Here is a 21,151-nt window from a genome sequence, read left to right on the forward strand (position 1 = left end):
AATGTATATGGTGAACATTCCAGGTCTGGTTGCTGGTAACTTTGAGAATTGTCCCGTCCACAAAATTTCCGCACAGGATACGAATAAGTTCATCCTGCTGTGCGACAGGGAGCAGGTTCCTTTCACTTCATTTGTGGAGATCTTCGAGGTTGGAGGCAGAACTCCATCCAATGAACACCGGGAAGCTTATGAATATTTTTATGTGTTAAAAGGGGAGGGGCTAGCCAAAGTTGGCAGCGAGTATGAGACTCCGATCCGCCAAGGCTCGTTCATTATCATTCCACCGGGCAACCATCACGATATTATTAACACGGGCAGCACACGTCTGTATTGTCTGACGACCATGGTACCAGACGAAATGTTCTCGGATATGATCAAAGCGGGTCCGGCCACCCAGCTTGACGAGGAGGATCTGGCCGTGCTTCAAGCGCTGGCTACCGCACAATGAGTGCAGGGCTGCGTTTCATTAATGTATGCCTTCCGCACCGGAAAGACCTTGGTCTTTATGAACTAAAGGCGGAGGTTGGAAAATGGGTTAGCATCCGTCGGCAAGATGATTTCCTTGATGCATGGGAAAGCGGCGCTTCCCGTCTGATGGTCCCGCATCAGGCTGGATCGGATCTGAAACGGCTCGCAGACGCAGATTGCATCGATCTGCAGGGCGGCATGATGCTTCCTGGCCTGGTTGACTGTCATATGCATCTGGATAAGGCCTTCTCGCTTGAGCAGGTGTCGAATCGATCCGGTACACTTCATGAAGCTATTCTTAATTACAGCCAGGCTGTACAGACATTCAGCAAGGAGCAGTTAGCGGAACGCATGCTGACGGCTGCCAGAATGGCACTGAGCTACGGGACCACGACCATAAGGAGCCACCTCGACTTCCCTGTTCATTTGGGGAGAGAGGTGGCCTTTCGGACAATTGAGGCAGCCTTGGAAGTACGGGAGAAGTTGAAGGGTAATCTGGCTATCCAATATGCGCTCATGGTTCCGTTCCGTGGCAATCATGAAGCTGCGGATGAGGCCATCGAGGAAGCACTGCGGATGGGAATTGATGTACTTGGCGGAGCCCCTCATCTGGCAGACGACTCTGAAAGAGAGATTAGCAGGATTTTTCGGTTAGCAGAACGTTTTGGCGTACCCATTGATCTGCATGCTGATGAAAGTGATCATCCCGGAAAAAAAACCGTGCTGAGCATCGCTGAGCATACGATTCGCTACGGTTATCAGGGCAGAGTGACGGCAGATCATCTGTGCTCATTGTCCGCAATGACGGAAAAAGATGCACAGCATGTGATGGCGAAGATGAAGGAAGCCGGTCTGAACGCGGTAACGCTGCCTGCGGTGAACCTGTATCTTCAAGGACGGGAAGATCGCGGCCTGGTAAGACGGGGTACAACACGCATTCGCGAGCTGCTTGCAGAAGGCATTCCGCTTGCTGCGGCCTCCGACAATATCCAAGACCCATTCCATCCGTTCGGCCGCGGGGATTTGATACAGATCGCCCAAATCACATCATATGCTGCCCATATGGGCAGTGAACGGGATTTCGTACAGCTGCTGCGGATGATCACGGATATACCTGCTGAAATCACGGGCTGCGACGAGTATGGAATAGAAGAAGGGCATGACTGCAACTTTGTTGTCACGGATGCTTCGGATGTGACGCAGCTGCTATCAGGTACAAAAATGAGTCGCTGGGTGTATGCCTCCGGCAGATGGCAGTCTGCTTTGCATACCGCTCAGGCATTCACGTCTGAACTGGTAACATGATTAGCAACAAACAGGAATTACCCTCAGTTGAACATAGAAGAGAAAGAAGGTGGCAAGATGGTTCCACAAGTCACAGGCACACAGACGATGGTAGTCAGCCCTCACTCTTTGGCCAGCGCGGCAGGATCGCGTATTTTGCAGCAGGGAGGTAACGCCTTTGATGCCGCCGTGGCGGTGAGCGCCTGTCTTGCCGTCGTATACCCCCATATGACGGGACTGGGAGGTGATTCCTTCTGGCTGACCTATAGCACCGAAGAGAGAAAGGTCAGGGCATATAACGCGAGTGGACGTTCGGGCAGTCGGATTACCGCGGCCTGCTTTGCCGGCAAATCAGCCATCCCGCAGCGGGGACCCCGAAGCGTCATTACCGTGCCGGGTATGGTGGACGGTTGGGATGCCATATTACAGGAATATGGTACGAAGACGCTGGCGGAGGTGCTTGAGCCCGCGATCCGTTATGCGCTGGAAGGCTTCCCGCTATCGCCGGACCAGCATGTCAATACGGCTGAGCGTTTCGATGTGCTGGCAGCTTATCCACAGACTGCCGCCATCTATCTGCCTGGAGGCAAGGTCCCGGAGCAAGGCAGCCGCTTTGTGCAGTCTGCTTTGGGACGCAGCCTGCTCCAGGTTGCGGATCAGGGTCGAGATGTATTTTATTCAGGCAGTGTTGGTCAGGAGATTGTTCGCGCACTTAAGGAGCAGGGAGGTCTACTGACACTGGAGGACTTTGCGAGACACAGAGGTGAATGGGCGGAGCCGATCAAAGGAAGTTACCGAGGACTTGATCTTTATCAGGTCCCGCCGAATTCACAGGGCTTTACCGGTATAATGGCGCTTCAAATTATAGAACAGTTTGATTTGGAGAATATAGAGCACGGTTCCTATGAGTACTATCACTTGCTCGTGGAGGCGCTGAAGCTGAGCTTCCGTGACCGTGATCGTTATTTGACAGACCCACAATTTTCCTCCATTCCGTTGGACCGACTGCTATCCAAATCCTATGCTGCGAAGCTGGCGGCCTGCATCGATATGGAGCGAGCTCTGCCCATGGATACCCAGCCGGTAGGTCATGATACGGCATATGCGGCGGTAGTAGACAGCGAGGGTAATGCTGTGTCATTTATCCAAAGTCTCTATTTTGAATTCGGCTCGGCTGTGGTTGGGGGAGACACCGGTATATTGCTACAGAACCGAGGCTCATTCTTCTCCCTTGATCCGTCGCATGTGAACAGGCTAGAACCGGACAAAAGAACCTTTCATACGCTGATGCCGGCGATGGCTTGCCGTGATGGGAAGCCATATATTTTGTACGGTACCCAGGGAGGAGAAGGTCAGCCCCAGACTCAGACCGCGCTGCTGACTCGCATGGTGGACTATGGTATGACTCCCCAGACCGCTGTGCGTGAACCCCGCTGGGTGTGGGGAAGAACGTGGGGAGAGGCAACACAAGAATTGAGAGTGGAGGGCCGAATCGCGGCAGAAGTGCAGCAGCGTTTAAAGCTAGCCGGACACAAGGTAAACACAGTTGAAGAGTTTGCTAGAGTCATGGGACATGCGCATGCCATTATGATCGATGACAATGGTTTCCTGCTCGGAGGCACAGACCCCCGCTGCGATGGTGCGGCTATCGGATGGTAAAGCAGAATCAAGTGAAAGGTCTGAGTGTATGCCGCCCAGGCTTTTATTATGGCTTTAGCCAGTTGAGTGCGCGAAACAAAAACCACCTGCTATGCGGGTGGAGGGATTGAGGGTTTGACCACTAAGATCATTCCGATACAAACCCGCTCTAGGCGCGTTTTTTTCAATTTAAAGGGTCAAGTTCATGTCCTTGGTCAGGCACATGAATTTGACCCTTATAGCCGTTGACTACACAGAGAGCCTACTCCCGCTACTCTGGTGAATGGGACTGGGAAACTGTATATAACTTACGGAATACTCAGAAACTGCTCGGGTAAAATGGTTTACCAAGGCACAACTCCATTTTCATCAAAAAATCTACCGGTTGGACCATCATTATTGATTGTGGCGAGCTTAACTACACTGGAAGCTGCTTGTTCGACTGTGCGATAGCCATTATTACCATTTAAATCGGTAGCTGTAAATCCAGGGCAAACCGAGTTGATTTTAATAGGAGTATCTCTTAATTCTTTAGCAAAGAAAACAGTTAAAGCATTTACAGCCGTTTTGGAACTATTATAGGCGAGCGAATTCACATTATAAAATTCCGACGTTGGGTCTGAATTCAAAGTTAAGGAACCTAATCCGCTGGAAAGATTTACGATTCTTCCGGCAGAAGATTTTTGGAGCAAGGGAAGTAATGATTTCGTGACAGAAAATACGCCGAAAACGTTTGTCTCAAAAGTATTCTTGAGAACGGACAGTTCCAGTTCACTTGGAGAGGTGGTGCCTTCAAAAAACACGCCTGCATTATTAATCAAGATATCAAGGTATCCATATTCTTGTTCAATCCATTCTACTGCGGAGAGAATGGAGCTGGGTTTTGTGACATCAAGAACCACCGTTTTAGCTTTAATGTTCTCCGTTTCCAAGTGCATTACGGCCTCTTGTCCTTTTTCTTCGCTTCTTGCTCCTATTAAAATCTCATACCCCATGTTTCCCAATTGTCTTGCTGTCTCAAAACCAATACCCTTATTGCCACCTGTAATTAATACGATCTTGGATTTATTCATAAGATTGCCTCCCTAATCTGTTTTCTAAAACCTGTACCTACGAAAATATATTTAATTCTTATAGTTGTGACTGCCATTAAGATTCTCTCATTGTACCCATGATATATCTCCTTTCATTTTTGATATAGTTAATATAGTGGAAATGATTGAGACTTATAAGTACGCACATTTTTGTAACTTAATGAATGGAGTGGCAATATGGGATATGGATTAAAAAATTATGGGGATTGCAGTGAAGAGGTTATAAAGGCTTGTCCTGTTGAAATGGTTTTACATATGATAGGAGGAAAATGGAAGGGAATCATTATCGACATTTTATCCGAAAAATCGGTCAGATTTAATGAACTTAAACGATTAATACCAGGGATTACACAACGGATGTTGACTTTACAGCTCAGGGAACTTGAGGCGGATGGAATTGTGAAGAGGATAGTAGATGATACTGTGCCACCCAAAGTAGAATACTCCCTCACTGAACAAGGAAATAAATTGTCGAGTATCATCGATTCTATAAGAGTATGGGGAAAAGAGTTTCAATCCTAAGTCTGCGATCGGGAAGTCTTAATGGATAGCCGCATCGAAAAAAAATCCTAGGCGTCTCCACTTTTCACCGCGCTGCATAGCGAGATTCGATTCAGAAGTTTTGGTTCTGGGCGGACTGCAACTCTAATGTTGGAATGCCTGAATCACTGAACCAAAAAGGCTTTTGTTCCCTAAGGGATCACCAAGCACGATTAGTTTATGGCCACACGAGAGTAGGGAATCAACACCTGATGATCCTGCGCCCAGAAAAATGGTTTGTCTCCCCAATAGAGAAGATGAGTCAAGGAATGAAGGATTGACAGGCATTATGCGGTTGTTTATTGTACTTATATGTGTAAAAATATATTTTATATATAAAAATATAATGAATGAATTGGTGATGTGATTATCATGAGTACGAATGATAGAATACCGTTGTACCAACAAATTCAAGACTACATCCGCAAATTCATTGCTTCCGAAAATATGAAGCCGGGTGATCGAATACCGACAGAGAAGGAACTCATGGATCGATTTAACGTTAGCAAAATTACAGTTGTGAATGCCCTGACAGGCTTGGCTAACGAGAAATTGATTGCACGCGTCCCGGGGAAAGGAAGCTTTGTCGCGGAAGGCACAGATGCAACAGACACCGCAATTTCTGAATCTCCGGCAGTAAAGGGAGGCAGATCGAGTACAAGAATGATTGGGGTGATCATGCCTACGATTCACGACTACTTTGCGATTCGACTCATCGAAGGAATCGAGCAGTCACTCAATCAGGAAGGTTATCGCAGCATGATCATGCTGACGCATGGCAACATCGAGAAAGAAAAGGATGCGATCAGGGAGTTAAAGGCACTTGGAACTGAGGGGCTGTTAATCTTTCCTGTGGATGAAGGTAACTATAACGAGGAGATTCTCGGCATGAAGTTATCCGGCTTCCCTTTTTTACTGATTGACCGATATTTGCCTGGCGTCGAAACCCATTACATTGCGGCTGATGGAAGGTTGGGCGTGAGGCTGGCCGTTGAACATCTATGGGAGCTTGGACATCGTGATATAGCGATCTGCTCGGATTCTCCATTGCAAACCGTCACTGTCCAGGAGCGGATTGATGGTTATATTGAAGCACTGAAGGATAAAGAAGCATTGATTAACCCTGCACATATGATTACAGATTTCAAACCGCTGTCTGTTCTGAAAGACGCCGAAGCCCATCCGTTGTACCGATATATCAGCAACAAAATGGTGACTGCTTATATATCGCTGAATGGCAGGCTGGGGGTTCAGATCTATCAAATGGCCAAGCAAGCCGGTCTTCGCATTCCCGAAGATGTATCGATTGTAAGCTTTGATGACCCCACTTCCATCGTGGAGGAATTCAGTATTTTTACACATGTAAAGCAATTTGAGAGAGAGATGGGAATCCGAGCAGGCAACCAGCTTCTAGAAGTCATTCGGAATAGCCGCGAGATTACGGGCTTCAGCAAAATTCTGATTGAACCTGAACTTGTCGTTCGTCAAACGACTGGAAGATGTCCCTAATCATATATGAATGCTTAAATTTAAGTCTTTTCCGTAGATGTACGGAAAAGACTTTTTTATTTTTATAAAAACATATTGAATATATTCTTAATATATATTATATTTTGTAAAATGGTGAATATTTACAACGAAAGACCAATCCAACAGGGGCAGGGAGGTCATAGCTGTGGTTAGAGATCGGAAAGAAGAACGAACCGGATTCCAGGAATCAGCACCCTATCATCCTGATTATGATCTGCAAACGGATTTTGTCATGGTCTATGGAATGGACGATACGATGCCGCAACGTATTCAGGAATGGAAGGATAAAGGGTACGTGGTTCATTTAATGACAGGAGTAGCATGGGGGACCTATAACGACTATCTGGACGGGGAAATAGACGGGGAAACGCACTGGGATGAAGCCCAGATGGATCGCGATGGCGAGATGATTGTACATGGGAAGGAACCTATTATTCCTTACATGGTCCCAACGGTTTCCTTTGGTAAATATATCGCTGAACGCATCCGTGCAGCTGTTGATTCTGGCGTGGAGGCGATCCATCTGGAGGAGCCTGAATTCTGGGTAAATGGGGGGTACTCGGAATCGTTTAAGAGAGAATGGCAGTTGTACTACAAAGAACCCTGGAGTCCGCCTCAATCCTCACCCGATGCACAGTTTCGGGCTTCCAAATTGAAAGCGTATTTATACACACGTGTGTTAGACCGATTGTGTACCGAGATGAAAGATTACGCTCTGAAACGTTACAATCGCATCTTACGATTCTACGTTCCGACCCACAGCCTGATCAATTATACGCAGTGGCGCATTGTTAGCCCGCAGTCTCGATTGATAGAGCTTCCCTCCGTAGATGGATATATTGCACAAATCTGGACCGGGACATCACGAACACCGAACGTGTATGAAGGGGTGCGCAAAGAACGCACTTTTGAAACCGCTTACTTGGAATATGGTGTCATGCAAGAGCTTGTGCGGAGTACAGACAGACGAATGTGGTTTCTGCATGACCCTATCGAGGACAATCCGAATTATACATGGGCCGACTATAAACAGAACTACCTGAAGACCGTTGCTGCTTCCCTGCTTCATCCCGGGGTTTCCCATTACGAGGTCGCACCTTGGCCGCGAAGAATTTTCAAAGGAACTTATCCTTCCGATGAAGGCACGCATAAAGAGCGGATTCCACCTGACTATGCAACGACATTGCTGCATGTGATGCACACACTTGGAAATATGGATCAAGATAATATCGAAACAGAAGGTGAATCTCCCCGCATTGGTGTATTAATTGCCGACTCAGCAATGTTTCAGCGCATGAAGCCTGAGCCGGAAGCACCGAATGCAGGAAAGTATGTCGGCACAGATCCGGAAGGTTTTCAAGAGGATGGCGACACGGAGCTGCTGGATTTCTCTCCATTCTATGGGCTTGCCCTGCCATTGCTTAAACACGGAATACCTGTGAGACCCGTCCAGCTTGATAATGTGAGGCGCTATCCACATTACTTGGCTCCATATCGTGTTCTGCTGTTGAGTTATGAGTACATGAAGCCGGAGCACTCCGATATCCATTATGCACTGGCCCAATGGGTACAGGATGGTGGTGCATTGATTTATGTGGGAGACGACAGCGACCCCTATCACAACATCCGGGCTTGGTGGAATGATGACCAGCGCAGGGAAAGCACGCATACCATATATCCCTCACCACGCGAGCACTTGTTTGAACAGCTAGGGCTTAAGTTAGAACAGGAAGGGATTCATCCTGTGGGCAAAGGGGCGATGTATTGGCTTCCTGTACATCCGGCTGCATGTGCGTCAAGTAAAGCGAGTGCAGATCAACTTCGCCAGACTGTGAAAGAAACATGGGAGAGACTACAGGATACCAACTTCCGTTGGGAAGCCAAGCATTATTTTAAAATTAAACGTGGGCCCTACATCATAGCCTCTGTCCTGGAAGAGTCCATATCCGAAGAACCACTGATTATCCCAGGTCCGGTGGTGGACTTGTTCGATCCTGACCTGCATGTTCGGCAAGAAGTAAGGTTGGCTCCTGGTGAGCAAGCACTGTTATACGACATTACGGCCGGAAGGCCACAGCAAGACAAGGTGAGCCTGATCTCTGCCTCTTCCAGAATTGAAGATCTGACGATAACGAATACAGGTTTTCAATGTGTAGCCAAGGGTCCGACCAACATGCAGGCCACCGCCAGATTCTATTGCCCATTTGAACCCATATCCGTTTGCAGTATAGATCAACACCAGACTGTGCTTGCCGAATGGAAATGGGATTCAAAATCGAAAACCGTACTGCTGAACTATGGGCATGGCAGCAAGAACAAGGTGGAGATTCAAGTAAGGTGGGATCATGAGAATGCAAAAGCAAAAACTTGATGAACGAGAGGAGAGAACACAATTATTATGCCATATGAACCGATTAGACTCGGACATCTGAATCAAATGCTGTCCAAACTCCGTGAAGGCATATATGAGCCCATTGCCCAGTTGAATGTGAAGGCATGGGTTACCCCGGAGCCTGTTCCATTCGAGGAAAGAATGTCAGGTCAGCAAATCACTCTTTCACAGGGCGAGCATTGGGGGAAGTTATGGGATTGTGCCTGGTTTTGTTTTACAGGGAGCATTCCACCGTCCGGTAGTGACGCCAAGGCTGTTCTTCTACTGGACGTAAACGGCGAACTCTGTCTGGTGGACCACGAAGGGACGCCTGTACAGGGATTGACAACGATCAATTCAGAGTTTGAATTCACACTCGGTCTCCCTGGGAAAAGAGTTGTTGAACTGGACCATTCGTCAATAACGGTGACGGACGGGGCATTCGAGCTGTGGGCTGATGCCGGCAATAACGACTTATTTGGAAAGTATCAGGGCGGTACGATAAAAGAAGCGATGTTGGCCATTTGTCATGAAGATATACGAAGCTTGTATTACGATACCGAAGTGCTTCTGGAGACGGCAGAACACCTTCCTGTCAACATGGCGCGCAGAGAAAGGATTCTTCAATCCCTGTATGACGCTTCCATCGTATTGACGGAATTAACGCCTGATCGCATACATCGCGCCAAGTTATTATTGAACGAACCATTATCACGTCGTGGCGGCGATCCTGTGCTGAACATAAGTGCGGTTGGGCATGCACATATTGATTTGGCCTGGTTATGGCCGATCCGTGAGACGATCCGAAAAGGCGCAAGAACATTCTCCACGGTGCTTCGCATGATGGAGCGTTATCCCGATTATGTGTTCGGAGCGAGTCAGCCTCAGCTATACGATTGGATGAAGCAACACTATCCCAAGATGTATGACCAGATCAAGGAACGGGTGCAGGAAGGCAGGTGGGAACCGCAAGGGGCCATGTGGGTGGAATCGGATACCAATGTGCCAGGCGGTGAATCTCTTGTACGCCAGATTCTGTATGGCAAACGTTATTTCCAACAGGAATTTGGAATGGAGATGAAGTCGCTGTGGATGCCGGATGTATTTGGCTACTCCGCAAGCTTGCCGCAGTTGTTGAAGAAATCCGGTGTAGATTACATGATGACCCAGAAGCTCTCCTGGAGTGAGTACAACCGCCATCCTCACCATTCCTTTCTGTGGGAAGGGATCGACGGTTCCTCGGTGTTAACACATATGCCACCTGAGGATACGTACAACAGTCCGGCCGCCCCACGTTCCATTGCCAAAGCAGAGCGGGAGTATCTGGACAGAAATGTTTCCAGCCACGCATTGATGCTCTTCGGCATTGGAGACGGCGGCGGCGGGCCGGGAGAAGAGCATTTGGAACGGTTGGAGCGGGAGAAGAACCTGCTCGGTCTGGCACCTGTTGTGCAGGAACCTTCCTGGAAATTTTTTGAACGATTGAATGAAGAAAGAGATCGATTCCAGACCTGGCGTGGGGAGTTGTATCTCGAAAAGCACCAAGGAACCCTGACCAGTCAGGCACGGAGCAAGTGGTATAACCGCAAGATGGAGAAAGCTCTGCGCGAGCTGGAATTTGCTGCTGTACTGGCTGCCCGCATAGGCAAGTCTTATCCGGCCGAAACATTGGAGACGATCTGGAAGGAAGTGCTTCTGTACCAATTCCATGATATCCTCCCCGGATCTTCGATTAAGCGAGTATATGATGAGTCGTTAATACGGTATGAAGCATTGCTCCAGCAGACGGAAGGCATGATCACCGAAACCTACAGCTATATTACAGATTATATCTCTTCCCAAAAGGAAAGCTCCAATTCAACTGTGGTATTCAACTCACTACCGTGGGAACGTCAGGAGTGGCTGCACCTCCATGGACGATGGCATAAGGTGCAGGTTCCATCCATGGGCTACACCGTGGTATCTAATCATGAAGATCAGGAGGTCATGGGGGAGATCGCAACGGGTATTGAAACGGATGTTGCTGCGCTGGAAACAGATTTCCGTGAAACAGCCAAGGAGTACAGTATGGAGAATGACATTCTCATCGTGAAATTTGACCCCAATGGCGGCATTACCTCAATCCTGGATAAGCTGGAGGCACGTGAAGTTATCCTGCAAGGACAGCGGGGGAACGATCTTCGTGTATATCATGATGAAGGCGATGCCTGGGATTTCCGCCATGATTATTCAGCGCAAGTGGGGATGCCATTAATTCTGAATGATATCCATGAGCTTCGGGATGGTCCGAAAGTTGGGCTGGTTTTTGATTACAGCTACGGAGAATCGTCTCTAACCCAAACCGTTATTTTAACGGAGGGCAGTCGGCGTATTGATTTTGAGACGGTCGTGGATTGGCAGGAACACGGTAAAATGTTGCGCACTTCGTTCCCGGTGCAGATTCGTACCGATCAGGTACACTGTGAAATCCAGTTTGGCAGCCTGAGCAGGCCGACTCACCGCAATACGATGTGGGACTTTGCCAAGGATGAGATATGCGCTCACCAATGGGTGGATATATCGGAACCGGATTACGGAGTCGCCTTACTCAACGATTGCAAATACGGGCATCGAGCCATTAACAATGTGCTTGACCTTCATTTGCTGCGCAGCAGTTCGTACCCGGATCCGGTGGCGGATCGTGCAGAGCACCAATTCACCTATTCGTTATATCCGCATCAGGGGAACCATGTTCAGGCTGAAATCTATCGAAGAGGCAATGAGCTCAATATTCCGCTGCGCCTGAGTTCATTGCCTGCACCTTCAATGGATGTCGAAGAGGAAAAGCTGCCTTACACGAAAGCATTCCTGCAGCCAGATCATCCGCACATCATGGTGGAGTCCATCAAAAAAGCCGAGGACAGCAATGACATTATTGTCCGTCTGTATGAGACCTCGGGAACCCAGGTTAAAACGAAACTGTCTATCGGATGGGATACTGCTGAAGTTTGGGCGGTTGATCTCATGGAAAATAACATTTCATCGCTGGAGCTTCGGGATCAATCTGACGTAGTTTTGTCCTTTACACCATTCGAGATCATCTCGCTGCGATTGAAAGGTTAGTTTAAGAGAAAGGAGCGTTGGGAATGTGATTAAGAACAGTGTGTTAATGAAGCGAGTCTGGAAGCATAAGCTCTTTTACTTGTTCATGTTACCTGGCATTATCTGGTTTTTCTTATTCTCCTATGTTCCCTTATATGGAATTCAGGTTGCCTTCAGGGACTATACCTTCGTTGGCGGTTTTACCGGAAGCCCTTGGGCAGGTTTCAAGTACTTTCAACAGTTCTTTAACTATTATCAATCTGGTGATATCATCCGCAACACGGTGATCATCAGTCTCATGAAGCTGTTAATCGGCTTTCCGATGCCAATCATTCTCGCCATTCTTTTAAATGAAATCCGCATGATCAGGTTCAAGAAAACCGTTCAGACACTTTCCTATTTACCCTACTTTGTATCCTGGATTGTGGTTGTCACCCTGATGCAGAGATTGCTTACGCCATACGGTGGGCCAGTGAATGATTTGCTGGGGTCGTTCGGAACTGATCCTATCCAATTCCTGAACAATCCCACCTGGTTCTATCAGATGATTGTTGGATCGGATATTTGGAAGAACATCGGCTGGAACTCCATCATATTCATGGCTGCGATTGCCGGAATTGACCAGCAGCAATATGAAGCTGCCAAGATCGATGGTGCTGGGCGTTTCCAACAGATGTGGCATGTGACCCTGCCGGGTATCCGTAATGTCGCCATTATATTATTTATTCTCGCCGTGGGTAACTTGATGAGCGCGGGTTATGAGCAGCTGCTTCTCCTGAATGGACCTGCGACCGCTGGCATGGGAAGTGTACTCGACGTGCACGCCATTAACTCGGGTATCCGGGAAGGGCGTCTGAGTTACGCGGCAGCTGTGGGGCTGTTCCAGAGTGTAATTGGGCTGATTTTGGTGCTAACGGTCAACCGGATTGCCCGCAAAGTCAGTGATGTATCCCTGTTCTAAGGAGGTGATGTGATGACACGCAAATGGTCCTTATTTTCAGTTATAAACTATACCATTCTCACTTTGGTCGGATTCTCCATGATCTACCCGTTTATTTACATCCTGGCGTACTCGCTGAATGACGGCAAAGATTCCATGCAGGGCGCGATCTATTTCCTTCCACGCCAATTTACATTGGAGAACTATGCCCAGGTATTTGATAATGCACGCATCTGGAAGGCGTACCAGATCACCATCATGCGAACCGTGCTGGGTACGTTCCTTCATGTGATTCTGTGTACATTGATGGCTTACGCGCTCTCGAAGAAATCATTGCCGGGCCGTTCATTTTTCACCTTTTACATCTTTTTGCCTACGATTTTCAGTGCCGGATTCATCCCGTTCTTCATTACGCTTCAGAAGCTGCATCTGATCAATACCTTCTGGGTGTACGTCTTACCGCTGTTATTCAACTTCATGCATATCATCATTATCCGGACCTTTCTGCAAGGAATTCCCGAAGAGCTGGAGGAATCAGCCCACATTGACGGGTACGGGGATTTTCAAATCTTCATTCGCATCATTCTGCCTCTCTCGGGACCCGTACTGGCAACCATCTCCCTCTTCATTGGGGTCGCCCACTGGAATGACTGGTTCTCGGGTGCCTACTATGTATCCAACAAGGATCTGATTCCGGTGCAAACCCTCTTGCAGGAAATGCTGACCGAAGCGGAGTCGCTGTCCAATTCGATGCAGCGCGCAGCACAACAGGGCGGGCAGACGCTTGGCAGTTCAGGCGGAGCGGGTGCGACACCCGAATCCCTGCGTATGGCTTTGCTCGTCATTACGGTCTTCCCGATCCTGTGTATCTACCCGTTCCTGCAACGATATTTCGTAAAAGGAGTGATGATCGGTTCGGTGAAAGGTTAGGTGATCCTAACCTGGAATTTGCTGAGTTTTATCAGGCTTGACCCAGATCATTCATCATCATATTTCAGGAGGCGATTGGTTTGAACCGAATTTGGTCGAAAGGCGTATCCGTATTACTCGTGTCCATCTTGGTTGGAGGATCGTTGAGCGGATGCACGGATTCATCAGGAAACGGGAATAGCGGAGAAGCAGCTGATGGTTCATACAAGCTCAAAATATTGCACAACTGGAACGGTTCAGGTGGTTCGGACAACGGAATAACGCCTGTGGAAGAAGTCATCAAGGAGAAGACTGGCGTCACGCTGGATTGGGAGTATACCAAAGGCAGTGAGACCGAGAAGGTAAACCAGATATTTGCCACGCAGGATCTGCCGGATATCTATACCGGACCCGCATGGGGAGGGGAGCTGGACGGCATTATCAAGGCGGCCAAAGAAGGGCAGCTCGTCGATATTTCCGACAAATTGGGGGACTATCCTAACCTCGCGAAATCCATTGCTGAAGAAAATGTACCCCCAGCGCTCTACGAAAAAGCGATTAATGCCTATGACGGCAAAAAATATCTACTCCTGCAAAACCAGCCTGCCCAGAATGAAGATGGCATGGATTGGCTGTACGGCTTCTATGTTCGCAAGGATATCGCGGATAAGGTGGGTATAGACCCTCAATCGGTCGTGACAAAGGAGGAATTCTATAACTTCCTCAAAGCAATCAAGGATGCCAATCTGCAAGAGAACGGGCAGCCGGTCTTTCCATTGGGTGGCTTCAGCAACGGCTGGTCCGTCGGCATCGGCAATACCATGTTCAATTCGGGTGGCAGTTATGTTGACAAAGGTGACGGAACGGTAGAGCATAACTTTTTCACCAAAGGTTATGAAGAATACACCCTGTTCTACCGGAAATTGGTTGAAGAAGGGTTAATGGACCCGGAAGCATTCACCCAAACTGACCCGATCGCCAAGGAGAAAATCAATCAGGGCCGCATCGCCACTCTGGCCGCACACTATCCGGCCATTTTGGATGCCTCCAAAGAATATGTTACTTCACACCCTGGAAGCGATTACATCCCGATCGGCCCTTTAGAGCGTGCAGATGTTGAACCGAATCGCCCTGCGGATCTGGGCATTCAGGGCAACAACGTAACAGTGATCACCAAAAACTGCAAGGGCGCATGTGTAGATGCGGCGCTGAAGTTCCTCGATTACATGGCTTCCGATGAAGGATTTATGCTGGCAAGATACGGAGTGCAGGGCGTTCATTGGGATATGAAGGAGGGTAAACCTGTTGCCAAAAAGGAGTGGTTCGATAAATTTACGGCAGATCAATCGGGTAAAGTTCGCAAGAACGAAGGCATTTCCATTGGTTTGGAATCCATCACGGGGCCTGATCGAATCAATTCGGTCGCAGGCGGAGATATCTGGGCCGATCAGAAACGGCTTGATGCCATGGAACAAGCCAGAAAAATTCTGCGTCCTAATGGCATTCATGTCATTACAGCCTATAACCCGGGCGATGTGATTACCAAAGCACCGGAATGGGAGATGCTGAAGCCTTCCATGGACCGGATGGGTGATGCCTGGAAGGAAGCCATCTTTGCGAAATCGGATGAAGCGGCGTTCGGCATTATCAACGAGCTTCGCGAGCAGCTTCGAAAGACCGGATATGATCAAGCCATGCAGTTTACGAACGAAAACTTGAAAGGGAAAGACGTAGTTACCGTTCAGATGCCGAACTGATCACCTCCATATTCTTAATTCTTAATTCGAAGGAGTTGCATTCATATGACGACTGAGTTCAGACCGCCTTCCGTACCTCTGGTTACTGTGGACCCTTATTTTAGCGTATGGTCAGCCGCGGACCATCTGTATGAAGATCATACCCGGCATTGGACGAACAAAACGAATGGCATGGTGGGCTTGGCGGTGATCGATGGAAAGCTTCGACGATTTATGGGGAAAGTGGGATCGGAGGAGCGTACAGCTGTCCAGGAACCTGAAGTGCTGGTGCAGACCAACCTGACTGTCCAGCCTGTAACGACTCGATATACGTTTCAAGGGGAAGGAATTGAACTTCATGTTCAGTTCCATACACCTTTATTGCTGGATGATCTGGACCTGTTATCCAGGCCGGTGACGTATTTGACTTTTCAGGCCAAATCCATCGATGGGGCATCCCATCAAGTCAAAATATATTTTGATGTGACAGGTGAATGGTGTGTAAACACATCCGATCAACACATTACATGGGAACGCCATGTGATTGAGGGGCAATGGAATGTCATGTCCATGGGCACTGTGGATCAGCCCGTATTACAGCTTGCCGGTGATGATACACGAATCGATTGGGGATACATGGTTCTGGCTGTTCCCCAATCTTCCGATATCCAGACGGCCATTCATTCAGTAACAGGCCGTGAGCAGTATGCACGCACTGGACAATTGCCTATCGAAGATGATCATCCTCAGCCGCGAGCTGTATCGGACAACATGCCGGTTATGGCCGCCGAGATCGATCTGGGGGCTGTCCGGAACGAACCGATATCCGAATTTCTCATGCTTGCGTATGACGATATCCATGCGATTGAATATTTTCAACAGCCTTTACATGCCTATTGGAAAAGAGATGGATTAACGTTTCATGAAATGCTATTACTGGCAGCTCAACAATACGAAGAGATTCAGCAGCGCTGTGACAGCTTTAATCTTGAACTCATGGCAGAGAGTCAGGCCGCAGGCGGTGAGAAATACCGGGATATGGTGGCGCTAACCTACAGACAGGCGATTGCAGCGCATAAGCTGGTTGCCGATGAGGAGGGGAATGTTTTATTTTTCTCCAAAGAGAATTTCAGCAACGGATGTATCGCTACGGTGGATGTCAGTTACCCTTCGATCCCATTGTTCCTGAGATACAACCCTGAACTGATCAAGGGCATGATGCGTCCAATTTACAAGTATGCGATGAGCCCGGATTGGACGTTTGATTTTGCTCCTCATGATGTAGGAACCTACCCTAGGGCCAACGGTCAGGTGTATGGAGAGAATAAGCTGGAATACCAGATGCCGATTGAGGAATGCGGCAATATGCTGCTGATGGCTGCGGCGGTCAGCAAATATGAGGGAGATATCGAATTTGCTCGGCAGCATTGGGAACCTCTTACGCGATGGGCAGATTATTTGCTGCATAATGGACTCGATCCTGTAAACCAGCTGTGTACGGATGACTTCGCCGGGCATCTGGCGCACAATACCAATTTATCGATCAAGGCCATATTGGGTATTGCTGCTTATTCCTACCTGTGTGAAAAGCTCGGTTTGCAGGAAGGGGCGAAGTACCTGAAGGAAGCTCGGAACATGGCTCAGGAGTGGGTGTCCATGGCAGATGCCGGGGACCATTATAAGCTGACGTTCGACAGTCCAACCGAGTCATGGAGCATGAAGTACAATCTGGTGTGGGATCATCTGCTAGACCTGCACCTGTTCCCGAAAGAGATCGCCGCCAAAGAACTTGAATATTACATGCACAAACAAAACCGCTATGGCCTGCCGCTGGATAGTCGTGAAACGTATACCAAATCCGATTGGCTGGTATGGTGTGCCTCCATGAGTGCAACGAAAGCGCAGTTTGAGTCTTTCATTTCACCGCTGTGGGATTTCATGAATGAAACTTCGTCTCGTGTTCCCGTAACGGATTGGTATGACACGATCACCGCTAAGCAGATGAATTTTCAGAATCGCTCTGTGGTCGGCGGCTTCTTTATCCAATTACTCATGCAACAGTCTACAGACTAATGGGTGTGAAGGCAGGTGGTGAATATGAAGGCAGGCGCAGAGGAAGTCTGTGATCATTTACAGCAGCTCAAGCAGCAATTTGCGAATCCGGATGCAACGTATCGTCCGCAGCCTTTCTGGTTTCTGAATCATGCGCTGGAGAAGACCGAACTGGAGAGTCAGATTCAATCCATGTATGAAGCGGGTGTCGGCGGTGTGGTTCTGCATGCCCGGCACGGAATGCTAATCCCATATCTCTCGCCGGAATTTATGGAGGTGCTGGAGTTTTGCACAGCAGAATGCAAGAAACGGAATATGGTCGTCTGGCTGTACGATGAGGAGAATTGGCCGAGCGGAACCTTGGGCGGCAGACTGACACGGGAACAACCGGAATATCGCATGCGTTATTTGAGAATAGAGGAAAAGCGATATGTGCGAGATGTGCCGCAGGAAAGCTTGAAGCTGGATTTTGCCTCCCATGATCACAATGAGCTGATCGCCATCCTGGCCTATCGCGCGGTTAACCGCGATGGAGAGTGGTTGCTTCATGATGAACCGGAAAATATCACGCATTATTGGGGAGAGGAGTGGAGTCCGGGTCACGCCCATGAGTCTTATATTGTTCTCGCTTGCTGGTCCTGTGAGATTGCCGAGGGAATCACCTTCGCTAAAGGGTATTACCTGGATACATTGAATCCGGAAGCGGTTCAGTCTTTCATTCGGATGTCTTATGAACCGTTTCTCGCATTAAAGCCCTATTACGGATCAACCATTCAAGGGGTGTTTACTGACGAGCCGGGTCTTATGATTCACGATGGCTTCTTCGGGGTGGAGGCCATCCGAACCGCCGTTCATGATGTGGATGCTACGTTGCCCGGCCTCGTCTTCGCTTGGACCGAGGGAATGGCTGAACGATATCAGCAAGAGAATGGTTATGATCTAATCCCGCGGTTGGGGGCATTGTTGTATCCCATGGCAGACGGCAGCCGATCCGCAAGACAGGGATATTATGATACGATCACCCGCTGGTACGTGGATGGATATCATGCAGCGATTCGTACATGGTGTGAACAATCCGGTCTGCTCTATATCGGTCATACGCTGGAGGAGCCTGTCTGGGGGCAGGCTCGATCTCAGGGCAATCAGACCCGGGTATTGCAGCAATTCCACTATGCAGGCGTGGATTATCTCACTCCCGGCATCGGGTCAAAGGCAAATCCGCATCGCATTGTGTCCGTCAAGACGGCTGCTTCTGTCGCGCAGCTGAACAGGAAGGAGCGGGTGATCTGTGAAGCCTTTGGTGCAAGTGGTCATGGTTATTCCATGCGCCAGCGGCGACTTGATGCCAATTTTATGGCCTTTTTGGGAGTTAATCTGTTTATTCCGCATGCATTCTATTATTCGTTTGCCGGGTATCGGAAGACCGACTTTCCGCCGACTGAATTCAAACATGCACCCCATTGGCTGCATTATCGTGCTTTTGCCGATTATATAGGGCGATTGAGTCTGCTTGGAGCAAAAGGAAAACGAATGCCAGAAGTTCTGCTGTTATCGCCTATCCATACGGTATATGAAACCATGTTCACATCAGGCGAAGCGGATATGCATCCTGCATCAGATGTGCTGTTCTCGCTTTTGTCAGATCGCTTGCTGCGATCATCTATCGACTACGACTATGTGGATGAATGCCAGCTTCGCGAAGCGCTCCTTGTTGAAGGAGAGGGTTTGCAATTTGATGGCCATGGATATTCGATCCTCGTTATGCCGGAAATAGAGGTGCTGTCAAGGGACATCGCAACTAGGCTTGTATCCTTTGTTAAGCAGGGCGGAACGTTAATTGCAATAGGTACAATTCCGCAGCATAGTGAATCTTTGCGGCATGATCCGGTGTTGATGAAGGATATCCAGCAGCTGTTTGGTTCCGATCCGCCGCACGGAAAATTACGTGCTATTGGCAAGGGGCACAGCCTCTTTTATTCCATGGATGACGCTGTTCATCAAGGCGGTCAGAGTCAGCGTCTGGATCAACTCGAAGCGTTTTGTATTCAATTAGGGGAGTTGATTAGAGAACCACCGGTAATACGATGGGATTGGCTTGAAGGTCAGTCTGACGATTTGATTAGTGTCGAACGCAGAATTGGAAATCTGGTGTATGTATGGCTGATGAATTGGTCGGAGCACTCCGTGACCATAAAGCTCATTTGCGATGAAAAGAAAGGTGGCTTGCAAGAGTGGGAGTTGGAGAACGGAAGCGTATGCAGCATTGACGCTGAATCGTTCCTTTCATTCGTACCCGGAGAGCTGCGTGTGCTGTCGGTAAGTTCTCAAGAGAGCTCCTCTATTCCGCAAGAACGTACGGATCATGCGGAGTATACAGAGCAAGCGTGCCTGGGAGATAAATCTTTTTCCATGAATGTGGTAGAGGTCAATCTGGATGAGCAGTGGGAGTTCAGGACCGCAGGACCCAACGTTCTTCTGCTAGATCAATGGCATGTCACATTGAATGACCGACACTCCAGGATGAACGCGACCATGCCCGGGCAAGTAAATACGTATCGCACGACGTTTGGCATGACGCCAAAATTGATTGAACGGCTTCAATCCCGGTGTGGTTCGGATCGTTCCGGTAAGGCGGGAGAAGAATCATGGGGCAGGATGGAATTGCTTCTGGATGATGTAGATCAGAACATTCCATCCCATATCGGATTTTTGCAGCGTAGGCGTAATCTGGAAATATTCGTCAATGGGGTACGTCAGGAAGCGTTAAGACGCTCTTCGTGGCAGGCTGGTGATGTTGACAGTGTAGATATCACTCCACATTTGTTGGCTGGCGAGAATGAGCTGGAAATTCTGACGGTTTCGTTATTGGAGCCGATGCCTGCTATTTCATTCCCAGCCTTTCTGATTGGTCCGTTCGCGATAGAAAACGATACAACGTTAAATACCGATGTGGAACAATGGGGTCGATGTTGGAATACTGCTGGCTATCCTTATTATTCAGGTACGGGTGTCTACTCGCAGCAGGTGGATCTGTCTAACGTAAACTTAGCTGCAAATGAGGAGCTATGGCTGGTGGCCGAAGATATAAGGGAGACAGCCAGCCTATATGTGAATGATATTGAAGCAGGTACTCGTTTATGGCCGCCTTACCAATGGAACATTACGCCATATATTCAAGAAGGATTGAATGAAATAAACTTACATGCCGCAAATACACTAGAGAATTTGTATGGAAAGTCAGCGCTGACATCAGGAATTAATGGACAGGTGAGGTTGATCCGACGAACGCGAAGAACATCACAGACGCAACATCACAACAAATCATAAAAAACATTAAAAATGCGTGTTCAAAAAGTTAGTTTTTCAGCACCGAAGCTTATGCTTCCGAAGTGCGTTTTTTCAAAACGCTGGAGTTGGATGAAGCTAGGGACGGAGTAGCGGAGCTACACGTTTTTGGAGAAAACGGCTTCGGAAGCATGTGCTTGAGAACCTACGTGAGCAACGGAAG

The 21,151-nt window shown here is 48.5% G+C and carries 13 protein-coding genes; 12 read left to right on the forward strand and 1 reads right to left on the reverse strand.

All coding sequences use genetic code 11. The annotated features are described in order from the left end of the window. The first annotated feature begins 7 nt into the window (after positions 1-7). The 3 genes from MKX40_RS16320 to ggt are packed head-to-tail and all read left to right on the forward strand — an operon-like array spanning position 8 to position 3,411. The gene (locus MKX40_RS16320) at positions 8-448 is read left to right on the forward strand and encodes a cupin domain-containing protein (protein WP_339233997.1); all 441 of its coding nucleotides are present in this window, start codon (positions 8-10) and stop codon (positions 446-448) included. Further along, positions 445-1,773 (forward strand): amidohydrolase family protein, encoded by a 1,329-nt coding sequence (locus MKX40_RS16325; RefSeq protein ID WP_339233999.1) that lies wholly within the window; start codon positions 445-447, stop codon positions 1,771-1,773. The genes MKX40_RS16320 and MKX40_RS16325 overlap by 4 nt, the downstream gene beginning before the upstream one ends. Positions 1,774-1,830: 57 nt before the next feature. Further along, on the forward strand, positions 1,831-3,411 hold the full coding sequence (ggt, locus tag MKX40_RS16330; protein ID WP_339243101.1) for a gamma-glutamyltransferase: 1,581 nt from the start codon (positions 1,831-1,833) through the stop codon (positions 3,409-3,411). A 323-nt stretch (positions 3,412-3,734) separates the two neighbouring features. Here ggt and MKX40_RS16335 read toward each other — a convergent pair whose 3' ends face one another. Then, on the reverse strand, positions 3,735-4,463 hold the full coding sequence (locus MKX40_RS16335) for an SDR family oxidoreductase (protein WP_339234001.1): 729 nt from the start codon (positions 4,461-4,463) through the stop codon (positions 3,735-3,737). 198 nt (positions 4,464-4,661) lie between these two features. Here MKX40_RS16335 and MKX40_RS16340 point away from each other — a divergent pair, with 198 nt between their 5' ends. The 9 genes from MKX40_RS16340 (at position 4,662) to MKX40_RS16380 (ending at position 20,970) form a co-directional block, all read left to right on the forward strand. Then, entirely contained in the window at positions 4,662-5,006 is a 345-nt protein-coding gene (locus MKX40_RS16340; RefSeq protein ID WP_307534208.1) for a helix-turn-helix domain-containing protein, read from the forward strand. Positions 5,007-5,396: 390 nt separating this feature from the next. Continuing rightward, the gene (locus MKX40_RS16345) at positions 5,397-6,533 is read left to right on the forward strand and encodes a GntR family transcriptional regulator (RefSeq protein WP_339234004.1); all 1,137 of its coding nucleotides are present in this window, start codon (positions 5,397-5,399) and stop codon (positions 6,531-6,533) included. 166 nt (positions 6,534-6,699) lie between these two features. Continuing rightward, entirely contained in the window at positions 6,700-8,925 is a 2,226-nt protein-coding gene (locus MKX40_RS16350; protein ID WP_339234007.1) for a hypothetical protein, read from the forward strand. 27 nt (positions 8,926-8,952) lie between these two features. Beyond that, positions 8,953-12,027, forward strand: a complete 3,075-nt coding sequence (locus tag MKX40_RS16355; RefSeq protein ID WP_339234009.1) for a glycoside hydrolase family 38 C-terminal domain-containing protein — start codon at positions 8,953-8,955, stop codon at positions 12,025-12,027. Between the two features lie 25 nt (positions 12,028-12,052). Then, positions 12,053-12,967: an ABC transporter permease subunit gene (locus MKX40_RS16360; protein WP_339234011.1), complete on the forward strand. Its 915-nt coding sequence runs from the start codon at positions 12,053-12,055 to the stop codon at positions 12,965-12,967. Positions 12,968-12,979: 12 nt separating this feature from the next. Continuing rightward, positions 12,980-13,876, forward strand: a complete 897-nt coding sequence (locus tag MKX40_RS16365) for a carbohydrate ABC transporter permease (protein WP_339234013.1) — start codon at positions 12,980-12,982, stop codon at positions 13,874-13,876. Between the two features lie 80 nt (positions 13,877-13,956). After that, on the forward strand, positions 13,957-15,612 hold the full coding sequence (locus MKX40_RS16370; RefSeq protein WP_339234015.1) for an extracellular solute-binding protein: 1,656 nt from the start codon (positions 13,957-13,959) through the stop codon (positions 15,610-15,612). Positions 15,613-15,657: 45 nt separating this feature from the next. Then, positions 15,658-17,664: a DUF4965 domain-containing protein gene (locus tag MKX40_RS16375; protein WP_339234017.1), complete on the forward strand. Its 2,007-nt coding sequence runs from the start codon at positions 15,658-15,660 to the stop codon at positions 17,662-17,664. Positions 17,665-17,688: 24 nt separating this feature from the next. Continuing rightward, positions 17,689-20,970, forward strand: a complete 3,282-nt coding sequence (locus MKX40_RS16380) for a glycosyl hydrolase (protein WP_339234020.1) — start codon at positions 17,689-17,691, stop codon at positions 20,968-20,970. Positions 20,971-21,151: the final 181 nt, after the last annotated feature.

The organism is Paenibacillus sp. FSL R5-0517 (assembly GCF_037974355.1).
Lineage (GTDB): Bacteria > Bacillota > Bacilli > Paenibacillales > Paenibacillaceae > Paenibacillus.